Here is a 14,447-nt window from a genome sequence, read left to right as displayed (position 1 = left end):
TCAAATATTAATTACTTGAATCTGAAGTATTATCTGAATCGCTCCATTTATTATTTGAACGGTCTACATCTGCCATTAACTTGGATTCGTCAATTTCTATCACAGAGATCTTATCTTTTGTTACAGGAATTTCTAACTGGTAACCAGGAAATGCCCAGGCCCAGTCTTTTTCAACAGTTCTATTCTGTCCGGCTGCAGCTGGTTTTTCCCAACGCATCATCTGCAATGGAATGTAGAACGTTTCTTTAGAACCATCGGTATAAGTAACATCAACATCTACAGGCATAGGCATAGCTCCTTTTCTCTGTAAAATAATCTTTGTGTTTTCTCCATCCCCTTCTACAGAATTGATCGCGTAATCTATCGTATTGGTAGTCTGTGTCCAGTCGGTTAAATACCAGTCAAGTTCAGCTCCGGAAACCTTTTCAGCAATTCTAATAAAATCGTTTGGAGTTGGATGTTTGAATTTCCATTCGTCATAATAGCGATTAAGGGTTTTTGCCAGGTTTTCCTCTCCTATAACATAACCTAACTGAGCAAGGAACACAGCGCCCTTAGAATAAGCCGCAGCACCATATAATGCATTCATGGCATAACGATCTGCATGAGTTGTTTGTGGCTGTTCCTTACCTGAATTTGCCAGGTATCCATAGCCTCTGTATGATCCAGTATGTGGATTTTCGGCATTCTTACCAAGAACTACATTTTCAGCTTCAGAAGAGATATAAGAAGTGAAACCTTCATCCATCCATTCATGTTTACTTTCATTGGTAGCAAGCAGATGCTGGAACCAGGCGTGAGCCATCTCGTGAGCGGTTACTCCTACCAGGCTTTCAAAAGAACGTTCCCCGGTAATAAGGGTTAGCATCGCGTACTCCATTCCGCCATCTCCACCCTGAACCACAGAATATTGATCCCATGGATAAGGGCCTATATGTTCATTGAAGTATGCAAGTAATTCGGCAGTTTTAGGCTGAAGTTTCTTCCAGTTATCCTTGATCTCATCGTTATCCTTGTAAAGGAAATGAAGCACGGTGCCATCTTCTGCTACCAGTTTATCATGTATATAGTCTGGATCTGCAGCCCAGGTGAAATCATGCACCTTAGGAGCAACGAAATGCCAGGTATGTTTGTCTCCTTTGGATTTTACTTTTGTACCCTCTTTTTCATAACCATGGCCTATTTCCTGTGGATTCTGAAGATATCCGGTACTACCTAAGGTGTATTCATCATCAATAGTGATCTTTACATCGAAATCTCCCCAAACTCCGTGAAATTCACGAGCGATATATGGATCTGCATGCCATCCCTGAAAATCATATTCAGCTAATTTAGGGTACCACTGGCTCATGGAAAGAGCTACACCTTCAGAACTGTTTCTACCAGATCTCCTTATCTGCTCTGGCACCTGACCTTCAAAATTCATATTAAAGGTGGTCTTTTCACCAGGTAGAATTGGCTTGGCAAGCTCTACTTCCAGTACTGTTCCTACTTCTTCATATTGAAGTTCTTTCCCATCCTGGGTAAGGGAATTCACTCTAAGGTATCCCTGTTGTTCAGGAGAAAGACCGGTGATCCTGCTTACGATCTCAGGATTTTCCTTAGTTCCTTTATTCATGGTCATTCTACTGTCTGGATCTGGCACACTTTCCAAGCGGGCATTCATTTCGCTATCTGGCTGGAAGGCATTAAAAAACAGGTGATAGAAAACCCTGTTCAGGGTATCTGGAGAATTATTGGTATAAACCAGTTCCTGGGTTCCGGTATATTTGAAATTCTCAACATTCATGTCTACCTCCATGGTGTAATCTACATGCTGTTGCCAGTAAGAGGTATTATTCTGAGCCTGTAAAAGGCCTGTAGTAATTAATAAAAAACTAAAAAGTATCTTATTCATTTTTAATTGTTTTTAGAGATTTGGTCGGCTAAGATTAATGCGTTATATAAGTTGGCCATCTTTCCTGAAGTGGACAAACTTTCGAATTTTTTGGTATTGCTTCTATCACCTCCAACGATAACTGTAGCATTGGTAGTAAGACCGCTATCCATAATAACCTGCTTTACCTGAGCGGCGCTAAGTTGCGGATAATAACCTCTGATAATTGCGGCAATACCTGCAACGGCCGGTGAAGCCATTGAAGTTCCCTGTAGGTACTCATATTCGTTATTAGGGGTTGTAGACCATATTTTGGTTCCTGGTGCGAAAACATCTACGTTGGTTTTTCCGTAATTAGAGAATTCTGCTACAAGTCCAGAACCATACTCATAATTTAAGGCTCCAACGGTAAGGAAATTATCTGCAAACTCTGTAGTGCTAGTAGGATCCTGGTCATTCGGATAAACCCTGTTAGAATCAAGGTCAAGCCCTTCATTACCTGCTGCATTCACGATTAATACATCATTTTCAGCAGCATATTTTATGGCATCTATCACCCATTCCGGATTGGTAGAAAAGTATTTACCAAAACTGGTATTGATCACTTTTGCGCCATTATCTACAGCATATCTAATTCCAAGAGCGATATCCTTGTCATACTCATCTCCATCTGGTACTGCTCTAACCACCATTATTCTGGCGTTGCTGGAAACACCTTTAAGTCCAATATCGTTAGAACGATCTGCCGCGATGATCCCGGCAACGTGGGTACCGTGCTTCACATGCTCCTTATCTGGCTCTGGTCCAGAAACTTCATTGTTTCCATAATCGGTATCAGTGATATCATATGGATCGTCACCAGTAACCGCACGGCCATCAAGCTCCAGATTAAAATGGGTAGAAAGTCTGTCTTTATAATAATCTATGGCTTCATTCAATTCCTTTAATGCTTCCGGAATATTCTCGTTCACGTTATACTGGATCTGGGAAAGTATAGATTTGTACTGACTCATCTGCTGAGTCTCTGGTTTAAAATCTGAAAGTTGCTGCTTGGTGTAATCCTCAGTTCCTAATTTCGCTGAAACGGCATTATGCGCGGTAGTGATCTGCTCTTTGATCTGAAGGTATTGATCACGGGTTTGTACAGATTCGTTATACTCTTTTTCATATTCTGCTTTGGCAGCTTTATAGGTGTTGTATTCTTCACGATCTGCCGTACTTATACTGCTTTCAGATTTACCCTCAAATTTTGGTTTCAGTCTTTTATAAATACGGGTATACTCCATATTTTCTGCGACTGCGTCACCCAGGAAATTCCATCCATGAATGTCGTCTATATAACCGTTGTTATCATCATCCTTTCCGTTACCTGGTATCTCGTCTGTGTTAGTCCAGATAACGCCTTGAAGATCTTCATGATCAATGTCTACACCGCTATCAATAACTCCAACGATCACCGGGGAAGGCCTGTTCTTCTTAATGATTTCAGCATATGCCTTATCCACGCTCATTCCCGGAATGGTGTCGGTTAAAAGATCTGCATTGGTCCAGGTCTTTAACTGTGCATCACTAAGATCTCTAACTTTTAAAGGGATAGAATCGATATTCTTTACCGGCGTAGAAACTATTTTAGGTGCGGTACTGCTACATCCGGTAATGATACCGGCAGCAAGTAGGGATAGAAATGGTTTAAAAAAAGGTATCTTCATGTCTTATTTTAGTTAAAGATTTCGTTGAAAGTGTGGGTTTTATCAAGCCTCACTCCTTTCTCAGTGTGTTTTAGGGTTATTATTTCATTATGAGCATCATGCTCTAAGAACAAATAGTAATTTTCATCTGCAGCCGTTTCCAGAAAGTTCTTCTTTTCTGGAAGCGTTAGCAAAGGTCGCGTATCGTATCCCATTACATAGGGTAAAGGAATGTGACCTGCAGTTGGAAGCAGATCTGCCATAAAAACAAGCTTTTTCCCTTTATAATCGATATGCGGGATCATTTGTTTATCTGTATGTCCATCTACAAATAATACGCCAAAGCCCAGTTCTTTATAGGTAGAAAAGCTTTTATCTTCTTCTCTATCAATAAAATGTAATTTTCCACTTTGCTGCATAGGAATAATATTTTCCTTCAGAAAGGAGGCCTTTTCGCGGTCGTTAGGTTCTGTGGCCCATTTCCAATGTTCTTCGTTACTCCAGAAACGCGCATTTTTAAATGCCGGTTCGTAGCCTGTCCTGTCCTTGTTCCATTGGATGCTACCGCCACAATGGTCAAAATGAAGATGGGTCATGAACACATCGGTAATATCATCACGGTGAAAACCATGCTTTTTTAAAGACTTATCGATATTATCATCGCCCCATAAATAATAATAGCTGAAGAATTTCTCGCTTTGCTTGTCTCCCATGCCGGTATCTATGAGCATTAGCCGGTCGCCATCTTCAATTAAAAGACACCTGGCAGCGATATCTATCATATTGTTAGCATCTGCAGGATTAGTCCTGTTCCAGAGGCTCTTAGGGACCACGCCGAACATAGCTCCCCCGTCCAGTTTAAAATTTCCTGCTTCAATGGGATATAGTGTCATGGTTTATTTTTTTACAAATTCCCCGCAAAATAGAAAAAGTTAAAGCCTTTTCGAATTATTTTCACTTCATTTAACAGGATGACATTATAGAAAGCCTTTATATATTAAGCTTTCAGAGTTAAACATTTTTAATATTTTTAGCTTTTATAAGTAAATTTAAAACGCATGATAGAATTAGCAGGAATAGTGATTTTGGGTATACTGGCTCAATGGTTGGCGTGGAGATTTAAAATTCCGGCAATTCTGCCTTTAATACTTATAGGCCTTGCCGTTGGACCTATATCTACATTTTATACCGCAGACGGATCCAAATTGATAGAGCCTATTTGGGATGGTGAATCGGGATTATTTCCCGGTGACAGTTTATTCTATTTTGTGTCTCTGGCCATTGGGATCATCCTGTTCGAAGGAGGTCTTACCCTGCGCAAGGGGGAAATATTGAACGTAGGCCCCGTTATTCTTAAACTAATTACTATCGCGGTGATCGTAACCTTTGTAGGTGCTGGTATCGCCGCACATTTTATATTTGATCTTAGCTGGCAGATAAGTTTCTTATTCGCTGCTCTTATTATTGTTACCGGACCAACCGTAATTACCCCTATTCTCCGGAATATCCCATTGAAAAAGGATATTTCAGCGATCTTAAAATGGGAAGGGATCCTGATAGATCCAATTGGAGCCCTGGTAGCGGTATTGATGTTCGAATTTATTAGTGCAGGTACGGGAACAGAGTTCACCGAAACTGCTCTTATGGAATTCGGGAAGATCGTGCTTTTCGGATTTACTTTCGGGTTTACTTTTGCCCATGCCCTGGCCTTTGCCATCAAGAAGAATGTAATTCCGCATTATTTGCTGAATGTACTTACGCTGGCAACTGTTTTAGGAGTATTTGTACTTGCCGATCTTTTTGCCCATGAAAGTGGACTTTTAGCCGTGGTAGTTATGGGAATGGTGATGGGTAATATCAACCTTCCTAACCTTAAGGAGCTGCTTTATTTCAAGGAATCCCTGAGTGTATTATTGATCTCGATATTATTCATTTTACTGGCGGCAAATATCAACGTGGAAGACCTCTTGCTGGTTTATGATATTAAAGCCTTGATCTTATTTGGAGCCGTAGTACTGGTGATAAGACCTTTAGGGGTTTTTGTTAGTAGTATTGGCTCTTCTCTGAAGATCAACGAAAAATTATTCATTAGCTGGGTAGGACCTCGAGGTATTGTAGCCGCGGGTATTGCTTCACTTTTTGGACTGGAACTCGCCAGCCAGGGAGTTGAAGGAGCTGAATATATTACTCCCCTGGTATTTATGATCGTGCTGGGAACGGTATTGCTGAATGCTACTACGGCGAGATTATTTGCTCAGCTGGTAGGAGTATTTTTAAAGAACTAACAGGGGATTCTTATTATTGGAGCTTCAACCATATCCAGGTTAATAGCCTCTTACCTGAAGAAGAACAAAAGGCATGTCGTACTGGTAGATAGTAACGGAGCAAATATCAGAAAGGCCCGTGAACTGGGGCTGGATGCCATCCAGGAAAACGTTTATTCAGATGATCTTATTAATAATATAGAATTGAGTGATGTTGGTTATTTGATGGCTATGACCGGGAACACCGAAGTAAACCTGAATGCTATCGAAAAGTTCAGAAAACATTTTGGTGAAAATGGATCTTTTAGAGTTGTTTCTTCAGATGAGATGTATGATCCTGAAAACAATCCTAAGGAAGGTTTATTCTCCCAGACAGATGATTATATTAAACTGACCAATCTTGCCCGTAAATACCCTTCTATTCACGAAATAGAGCTTAATTCCAAGGAACATTACGACGGGTTGATAGAGATAAGCAAAACCGATCCCGATATTATCCCGCTTTTTGTAAAGAACAATGAAGGGGAATTGAGTATTATCCCATCTAATAGTACCGAGGTAGAGATTGAAGAAGGATACCTGATGGTCTATCTAGGTAAACAAATAGAGCCGGGAGATAGCGAGGAAAAAGAAAATATTGAAGAGAATATAGAGCAGGATTAGGCCTGCTCTTTTTCCATTTCTTCGATAAGTTCATCGGTGATTTCGAGGTTGTGATATACGTTTTGCACATCATCGTCATCCTCGAACTTTTCAACCAGGTTAAGGATCTTAATAGCATCTTCTACCGGTAATTCTAAAGTATTCAAAGGAATACGCTGAACTTCAGAATTCTTAGGTTCTATGTTGAGTTCCTCCAGTTTTGAAGACATGCTTCCAAAGTCGGTGAAATCTGTATAGACGGTAAGGTAATCGTCTTCTTTTTCAAATTTCGAAGCTCCTCCTTCGATCAATTCCAGTTCGAATTCTTCCAGGTCCATTTCGATCTTCTCTTTTTCGATAACGAAAACACCTTTTTTGTCGAACAGGAATTCCAAGGAGCCATTGGTTCCAAGGCTACCTCCGTTCTTGGAAAATATAGACCTGACCGAAGCTACCGTACGATTTGTATTGTCTGTGGTACATTCCACGAAAATGGCAATCCCGTTTGGACCGTATCCCTCAAAAGTTACCGTCTCATAATTATCTGCATCTGCCCCACTCGCCTTTTTTATTGCGCGTTCAATGGTATCCTTGGGCATGTTAACCCCTTTCGCATTCTGTATAGCATTTCTAAGACCTGGATTCGCCTCAGGGTCTGGTCCTCCACCTTCTTTAACCGCCACGGTGATTTCTTTTATCGCCCTGGTGAATTGCTTAGCTCTCTTCTTGTCCTGTGCTCCTTTTCTGTGCTTTATATTCGCCCATTTACTGTGTCCGGCCATTTTTAGAAATAAGTTTATAGTTCGTAGTTCGGAGAATTTCCGATTCTTTTGAAAAACAAATTTAAAAAAACTATAGGGAGACTTAAAATATAAACCTAACTAACTGAAAGTTGATGGGTTAAGAAGTATATTGGTTATAAAGAACGTAAGAATGGGTTCTTTAATCTATATATATTATGGAATATTTCAATTTTGAAAAACTCGAGGTTTATAATAAATCAATATTATTTACCGATTTAGTATATTTCAAAACGAAAGATTTCCCCAAGGAAGAATTATATGGATTAACTTCTCAACTAAGAAGAGCAGCTTCTTCCATTGCCTTGAATATTGCTGAAGGCTCTGGGGGTACCAAGAAGGAATTTAACAGATATCTCGTAATTGCTTCAAATTCCTTAAATGAATGTATTGTTTGTATAACTATTGCAGAGAGACAGAAATATATAAGTGCTGAAGATCAAACACAAATGCGTTTAAATTTGACGGAGATATCAAAAATGATATCGGGTCTCAAAAAATATCTTTTAAGAGAATAATCTATCTACGAACTCTGAACTAAAAACTCCGAACTACAATTAATCGTTCAGCTTAAGAACCGCCATAAATGCTTCCTGTGGGATCTCTACGTTCCCTACCTGGCGCATACGCTTCTTACCTTTTTTCTGCTTTTCAAGTAGTTTTCTCTTACGTGAGATATCTCCTCCATAACATTTCGCAGTAACATCTTTACGAAGTGCTTTTACTGTTTCCCTGGCGATGATCTTCGCACCGATCGCAGCCTGAATTGGAATATCAAACTGTTGCCTTGGTATAAGTTCCTTCAGCTTTTCACACATTTTCTTACCAATATCGTAAGCATTATCTACGTGTAATAACGCTGAAAGAGCATCTACTTTATTGGCGTTAAGCAGTACATCTACTTTTACCAATTTAGATTCTCTCATTCCAATAGGCGAGTAATCAAAAGAGGCGTACCCACGGGAAACCGTTTTAAGCCTGTCATAGAAATCAAATACGATCTCGGCCAGTGGCATGTCGAAAGTAAGTTCTACTCTCTCTGTAGTAAGATATGTCTGGTTGGTGATCTCTCCCCTTTTTTCAATACAAAGCGACATTACGTTCCCAACATAATCAGATTTTGTAATGATCGTAGCCTTAATGAATGGCTCTTCTACCCTGTTCAAAGTCGAAGGCTCAGGAAGATCTGATGGGTTATTTACAAGAATGATATCATTCGGATTCTTATTGGTATACGCATAATAAGATACGTTAGGAACCGTAGTAATTACGGTCATATCGAACTCACGCTCCAGTCTTTCCTGGATGATCTCCAGATGCAGCATTCCAAGGAATCCACAACGGAAACCAAAACCAAGAGCAGCAGAACTTTCAGGAGTGAACACCAAAGAGGCATCGTTCAACTGAAGTTTCTCCATAGAGGCTCTCAATTCCTCGTAATCTTCTGTATCTACAGGATATATACCTGCGAAAACCATTGGTTTTACATCCTCGAAACCGGCAACAGCCTCGGTAGTTGGGTTTATAGCACTGGTAATGGTATCCCCTACTTTTACTTCGCGGGCATCTTTAATACCGGTGATCAAATATCCAACATCACCTGTTTTTATCTCTTTACGCGGAAATTGTTTTAAACGAAGGGTTCCTACTTCATCCGCATCATAGGTCTTATCTGTAGCAACGAACTTGATCTTTTCCCCTTTTTTAATGGAACCGTTGATCACCCTGAAATAGGTCTCAACTCCTCTAAAAGGATTATAAACCGAATCAAAAATTAGCGCTCTTAATGGGGCATCAACTTTTCCGCTTGGAGCAGGAATACGACTGATGATCGCATCAAGGATCTCTTTAATTCCAAGACCTGTCTTGGCACTAGCCGGAATTACTTCGGAAGGATCACAACCTAAAAGGTCTACGATATCATCGGTAACTTCTTCAGGATTCGCGCTGGGAAGGTCTACTTTATTTAAAACCGGAATGATTTCCAGGTCGTTTTCAAGAGCAAGGTATAAGTTAGAAATGGTCTGGGCCTGAATGCTCTGTGCTGCATCTACCACTAGTAGTGCGCCTTCACAAGCGGCGATCGACCTTGAAACCTCATAAGAAAAGTCAACGTGACCGGGTGTGTCGATTAGATTCAAAACATATTCTTCCCCCTCATGGACGTAATCCATTTGTATCGCGTGACTTTTAATGGTGATCCCGCGTTCACGTTCCAGATCCATACTGTCCAGAAGTTGTTCCTGCTTTTCCCTTTCGGTTACCGCACCGGTAAAGTCCAGTAATCGATCTGCCAGTGTACTTTTCCCGTGATCAATATGCGCAATTATGCAAAAGTTCCGAATGTTCTTCATCTCCTGATTTCCTAACTAATTAAGTCTGCAAATATAGTTTATTTGTATGTCTTCAGAGAATATTTCTAAGCCTACTCTATTTTCTGTTTCAGTTACAAGAATAATCTTCAAAAATTAATAACTTTAATAAAAATTTTATAAAAGTATTTGTTTAAAATAAAAAATTATATATACTTTGTTACTGCCGATTTGTAATTTTTAAAAAGGCACGTTCATTATTACCTACCATTAATTTACGAAAGAATATGAAAATATTAGGTGTAGATATAGGTGCTACAAAAATACAGGTTGGGATCGTGGAGGACGGTAAGCTTTTGAAGGAGACCAGGTTTCCTACGCTATCAGGATCATCTAAAGAAGATATCATGAGAAATCTTATCGAGGGCATTGAGTCTTTAGGAGATCACGAATATATAGGAATAGGAATTGGAGTTCCCGGGCTTATCGATGAAGAAAATGGGATCGTTTATGATCTTTTGAATATTGCATCCTGGAAAGAAGTTCATCTAAAGAAGTATCTCGAGGATCATTTCAAAGTCCCTGTGAAGATCACCAATGACGCTAACATTTTTGCTCTAGGGGTGAAGACCTTCGGTGAGGGAAAGAATTTCAGGAACTTCGTGGGAATTACCATGGGCACCGGCTTTGGTACTGGGATAATCGCCAATAAAAAGCTTTATTCCGGAAGCCTTTCAGGAGCAGGAGAATTAGGGAGTATACCATATTTAGATAAGACCATAGAAGATTATTGCAGCGGGAAATTTTTTAGGGTAGAACACGGTCTTAAAGGAAGTGAAGTTTTCAGTTTAGCTGAAAAAGGAGAAGAAAAAGCATTGCAGATCCTTGAAGAATATGGAAAACACCTGGGTGAAGCAATTAAGCTGATGCTTTACATACTATCTCCTGAAGCTGTTTTTCTTGGTGGTTCGGTTAGTAATTCCTTTAAATATTTCGAGAAATCATTGCATGATTCTGTCAGCGAATTTCCATTTAAAAGAATCCTGGATCAATTGATCATAAAAACATCAGATATAGAGAATATTGCTATTTTAGGTGCTGCTGCTCTTATCATTTCCGAAGAGAAAAATATTGCAGAGAAGCACTAGAAAAAATAAATCAAACCTACCTTAAATCCTATTTCACGCTATTATGGCAAATTCAGTCGCAAAAGAAGGAGTTAAATCTTCGAATATTACCGAAAATACCACCCGGTCCATAATCATTATTGGTGCCTTATTTTTCATTTTCGGATTTGTTACCTGGCTAAATTCCCTGCTCATCCCATACCTGGAGATAGCCTGTGAACTTACCAAGTTCCAGTCCTTTTTTGTAACCTTTGCTTTTTATATCGCCTATGTGGTGATGGCTCCCGTTTCTACTAAAACGCTTAACAGACTGGGCTTTAAGAAAGGAATGTCGGTAGCGCTTGTAATTATGGCTTTTGGAGCTTTGTTATTTATTCCAGCCGCGATCACCAGGACCTATTTCCTGTTCCTCACCGGTCTATTTATCATGGGAAGCGGACTCGCGATCCTGCAAACAGCTTCAAATCCTTATGTGACCATTGTTGGCCCTGCGGAAAGTGCTGCCAAGCGAATTAGTATTATGGGAATCTGTAACAAGCTTGCCGGGGCTATCGCGCCAATTCTTATAGGTTTCTTTTTACAGCTTGAAAAAGCAGATGAATTGCAATCTGAAATTGCCAATCTTACCTCTGCTGAAAGGATCAACGAGTTAAATGAAATGGCCCTTCGGGTGATTCCACCTTATATTGGGATCATTGTGGTTTTGTTATTATTGGCTCTTTGGGTTTATAAATCCAGCCTTCCTGAAGTAGATACAGATGAAGAGGATGAAACCCTTTCATCTACAAATGCAGGGAAAAACAGTGTCTTCGATTTCCCTCATGTTATTCTTGGAGTGATCACTTTATTCATATATGTAGGAGTAGAGGTGATCGCCGCAGATAGTATTATTAGTTATGGCGCTTCCCAGGGAATCGCTCTTACCACTGCAAAATATTTCGCCACCGGGACCATGGTTTCTATGGTCGTAGGATATATTATAGGAATTGTTACTATTCCAAAATTCATAAAACAGGAAAATGCGTTGAGGGTCTCTGCAGTTCTGGGAGTTGTTTTCTCTCTGTTAGCTATTTTCACCAGTGGTTATGTCTCCCTTGCCTTTATAGCGCTATTAGGACTGGCCAACGCCTTGATGTGGCCGGCGATCTGGCCTTTAGCCCTGGCAGATGTTGGTAGGTTTACCAAAGCAGCCTCCTCTTTACTGGTGATGGGTATTGCCGGGGGAGCTATTATTCCATTGGTCTATGGAGCATTGGCCGAGAACTGGAATCCGCAGGATGCATACTGGGTAATGATCCCGTGCTATTTATTCATTCTTTACTTCGCTGTTTCAGGTTATAAAATCAGGAAATCATGAGACCATATATCTTATCTGAAAGCAACTGGAAATCCATCAAGGAAGAAAAGACCGAGGTAGCTATACTCACCTGGGGCGCTACCGAAGCTCATAATTACCATTTGCCATATGGTACAGATAACTATCAAATCGAAGCGATTGCTGCGGAAGCCGGAAAATTAGCCTGGAATAAAGGTGTAAAACTTAAGGTTCTGCCTAATATTCCTTTTGGGGTGAATACCGGTCAGGCAGATATCACGATGGATATGAATTTGAATCCGAGTACCCAGCTTGCTATTCTCTCTGATCTTATCGAGGTGTTAAACCGTCAGAATACTTACAAACTCATCTTGCTGAACGGTCACGGAGGAAATAATTTTAAACCAATATTACGGGAATTAGGACTGAAATATCCAAAAATGCTATTGATAGCTACCAACTTCTTTGATGTGGTAGATAAATCTCAATTTTTCGAAGAAAAAGGAGATCATGCCGACGAAATGGAAACCAGCCTGATGCTTCATCTTAAACCTGAACTAGTTTCAGATCTTAAGGAAGCAGGGGACGGGAAAGAAAAAAAATCCAGGATCACCGGAATTCGAGAAGGCTGGGCCTGGTCTGAGAGGCAATGGTCTATGGTAACGGCAGATACTGGGATTGGTGATCCTCGCAAGGCTACCAGCGAAAAAGGAGAAAAGTTCTTTAAAGCGGTCACTCAAAAACTGGCTAATCTAATCTTGGAGGTTTCGGCGGTTGAGATCGATAATAGATACGAAAAATAAAATAGACAGTCATTAAAACTCGTCATATGAAAGCAATACTAATAAAATACCTGCCAGTTTTCAGTTTGATCCTAATGCTCAATCTTTCCTTTGGCATGCAAGAAACACCGGATGCTAAGAATATAGGTTCTGAATTCCTTGCAATTATCCCTACACCTCAAAATATTTTTTGGGGTACAGAATTCTATATTCTTCCGGTTAATAATACTATTTGTTATGATGCTAGCAGCGCTAACTCTGTCCATTGGGTTGAAAAGTTGCTAAATGCCGCCGGTAAAAAATCAAATTCTACCGAAGCTAAAGATTGCGGAAACTGGAAACTAGATATAGATGAACAATTGAAAGATGAATTAGGTGAGGAGGGATACAAGCTTAAGATCGACGATACAGGGATAAGCATTCAAAGTGCCACCGAGGCAGGAATGTTCTACGGGATACAGACTTTAAGACAATTCTTTCCTGCAGAGATCGAAACCGGGAAGGTTTCTTCTGAGGTCAAACTAAAACATGTAGAGATCACAGATAAACCACAATATTCCTGGAGAGGCAGTATGCTGGATATCGCCAGGAGTTTTCTTTCCAAAGAATATATCAAAAAGCATATCGACAGAATGGCCCTTTATAAATTGAATCGGCTTCACTTGCATTTGAGCGATGACCAGGGTTGGAGAATAGAGATCAAGGGCTATCCAAAACTTACTGAAATAGGAGGGAAGAGCGCGGTTAAGAATGGCAGATCTGGTTATTTGACCCAGCAGGAATATAAAGACCTACAGGAATATGCAGCAAAACGAAATATTGTGATTATTCCCGAGATCGATATGCCTGGACATGTTTATGCCGCTTTAGTATCTTATCCAGAGCTTAATTGTGAGAAAAATGAAAATATAGAACCTCAGCGGGCTTTACCGCCAGACCTTTATGACGGATATAATGTAGGCTGGACGAGACTTTGCCTGGAAGATGCTTCAACCTATGATTTCGTAGATGCCGTGGTTAAGGAATTAGCTGAAATCACTACCGGAAATTGGATACATATAGGAGGAGATGAGATCGAAGATCCTTTATACGAAGAGTTTATTCAAAAAGCCGATGCCATTGTTCGTAAATACGATAAGACGGCTATTGGCTGGGAAGAGAGTGCGAAGGCAGATCTTAGTGATAATTTTATAGTTCAGCGTTGGAATGGAGAAACCAATATTGCTGAAGGGCAGAAGATCATAGATTCATTCTGTAAATTTTTCTATCTGGATCACGGAAATATTACCGACCAGGAGAATACCTATAAATGGTGTAGAAAAGAAGGTCTTCCCCTGGAAATAGTTTATAGCTATAGCACCGATGATGAACGAGTGATTGGTATTGAAGCTCCGGTATGGAGTGAACTCGTGATAAGTGACGATCGTGCAGATGATCGTTTATGGCCAAGAAGTATTGCCGTGGCTGAAGTTGGCTGGACCAGATCATCTAACAGAGATTTTAAAGATTTCTCGGAAAGGCTGGCCAAGCATGGAGAAAGATTAGATAACCTGGGAATAGAATATTTTAAAAGTCCGGAAGTGGATTGGGAAACTACGAGAGAAAAAGGAGTGTTTTCTGAAAAGCTTTCGAAAAAATAAA

At 40.1% G+C, this 14,447-nt stretch carries 10 protein-coding genes and 1 pseudogene; 6 read left to right on the top strand and 5 right to left on the bottom strand.

Annotated elements, in window-relative coordinates:
• Positions 1 to 7: 7 nt before the first annotated feature.
• Genes C8P64_RS04985 through C8P64_RS04975 form a run of 3 tightly spaced genes read right to left on the bottom strand, consistent with a single transcriptional unit; the run spans position 8 to position 4,457 of the window.
• Positions 8 to 1,897: a M1 family metallopeptidase gene (locus C8P64_RS04985; RefSeq protein WP_108170920.1), complete on the bottom strand. Its 1,890-nt coding sequence runs from the start codon at positions 1,895 to 1,897 to the stop codon at positions 8 to 10.
• Positions 1,898 to 1,899: 2 nt separating this feature from the next.
• On the bottom strand, positions 1,900 to 3,585 hold the full coding sequence (locus C8P64_RS04980) for a S8 family peptidase (RefSeq protein ID WP_108170919.1): 1,686 nt from the start codon (positions 3,583 to 3,585) through the stop codon (positions 1,900 to 1,902).
• Between the two features lie 8 nt (positions 3,586 to 3,593).
• Complete coding sequence (locus C8P64_RS04975; RefSeq protein WP_108170918.1) at positions 3,594 to 4,457, bottom strand: MBL fold metallo-hydrolase; 864 nt, start codon at positions 4,455 to 4,457, stop codon at positions 3,594 to 3,596.
• A 165-nt stretch (positions 4,458 to 4,622) separates the two neighbouring features.
• Here C8P64_RS04975 and C8P64_RS04970 point away from each other — a divergent pair.
• A pseudogene (locus C8P64_RS04970) lies at positions 4,623 to 6,491 on the top strand (cation:proton antiporter).
• On the opposite strand, the gene C8P64_RS04965 reads toward C8P64_RS04970, so the two are convergent.
• Entirely contained in the window at positions 6,488 to 7,252 is a 765-nt protein-coding gene (locus C8P64_RS04965) for a YebC/PmpR family DNA-binding transcriptional regulator (protein ID WP_108170917.1), read from the bottom strand. The pseudogene C8P64_RS04970 and the gene C8P64_RS04965 sit on opposite strands and share 4 nt — an antisense overlap.
• A gap of 176 nt (positions 7,253 to 7,428) precedes the next feature.
• Here C8P64_RS04965 and C8P64_RS04960 point away from each other — a divergent pair, with 176 nt between their 5' ends.
• The gene (locus tag C8P64_RS04960) at positions 7,429 to 7,788 is read left to right on the top strand and encodes a four helix bundle protein (RefSeq protein ID WP_108170916.1); all 360 of its coding nucleotides are present in this window, start codon (positions 7,429 to 7,431) and stop codon (positions 7,786 to 7,788) included.
• 39 nt (positions 7,789 to 7,827) lie between these two features.
• On the opposite strand, the gene lepA is transcribed toward C8P64_RS04960, so the two are convergent.
• Positions 7,828 to 9,624, bottom strand: a complete 1,797-nt coding sequence (lepA, locus tag C8P64_RS04955) for a translation elongation factor 4 (protein ID WP_108170915.1) — start codon at positions 9,622 to 9,624, stop codon at positions 7,828 to 7,830.
• A gap of 245 nt (positions 9,625 to 9,869) precedes the next feature.
• Here lepA and C8P64_RS04950 point away from each other — a divergent pair, with 245 nt between their 5' ends.
• From C8P64_RS04950 to C8P64_RS04935, 4 genes are read left to right on the top strand one after another with little or no spacing between them, the layout of a single operon-like run.
• Positions 9,870 to 10,730 (top strand): ROK family protein, encoded by an 861-nt coding sequence (locus C8P64_RS04950; protein WP_108170914.1) that lies wholly within the window; start codon positions 9,870 to 9,872, stop codon positions 10,728 to 10,730.
• Positions 10,731 to 10,773: 43 nt separating this feature from the next.
• On the top strand, positions 10,774 to 12,066 hold the full coding sequence (locus C8P64_RS04945; protein WP_108170913.1) for a sugar MFS transporter: 1,293 nt from the start codon (positions 10,774 to 10,776) through the stop codon (positions 12,064 to 12,066).
• Entirely contained in the window at positions 12,063 to 12,827 is a 765-nt protein-coding gene (locus tag C8P64_RS04940) for a creatininase family protein (RefSeq protein WP_108170912.1), read from the top strand. The genes C8P64_RS04945 and C8P64_RS04940 overlap by 4 nt, the downstream gene beginning before the upstream one ends.
• Positions 12,828 to 12,853: 26 nt before the next feature.
• Positions 12,854 to 14,446, top strand: coding sequence for a beta-N-acetylhexosaminidase (locus C8P64_RS04935; RefSeq protein WP_108170911.1), 1,593 nt, complete (start codon positions 12,854 to 12,856; stop codon positions 14,444 to 14,446).
• Position 14,447: the final 1 nt, after the last annotated feature.

The sequence above is a fragment of the Christiangramia gaetbulicola genome, assembly GCF_003054225.1.
Classification (GTDB): Bacteria; Bacteroidota; Bacteroidia; order Flavobacteriales; family Flavobacteriaceae; genus Christiangramia; species Christiangramia gaetbulicola.
The sequence above is the reverse complement of the archived record's forward strand: the minus strand, read 5'-3'. Positions and strand labels throughout refer to the sequence as shown.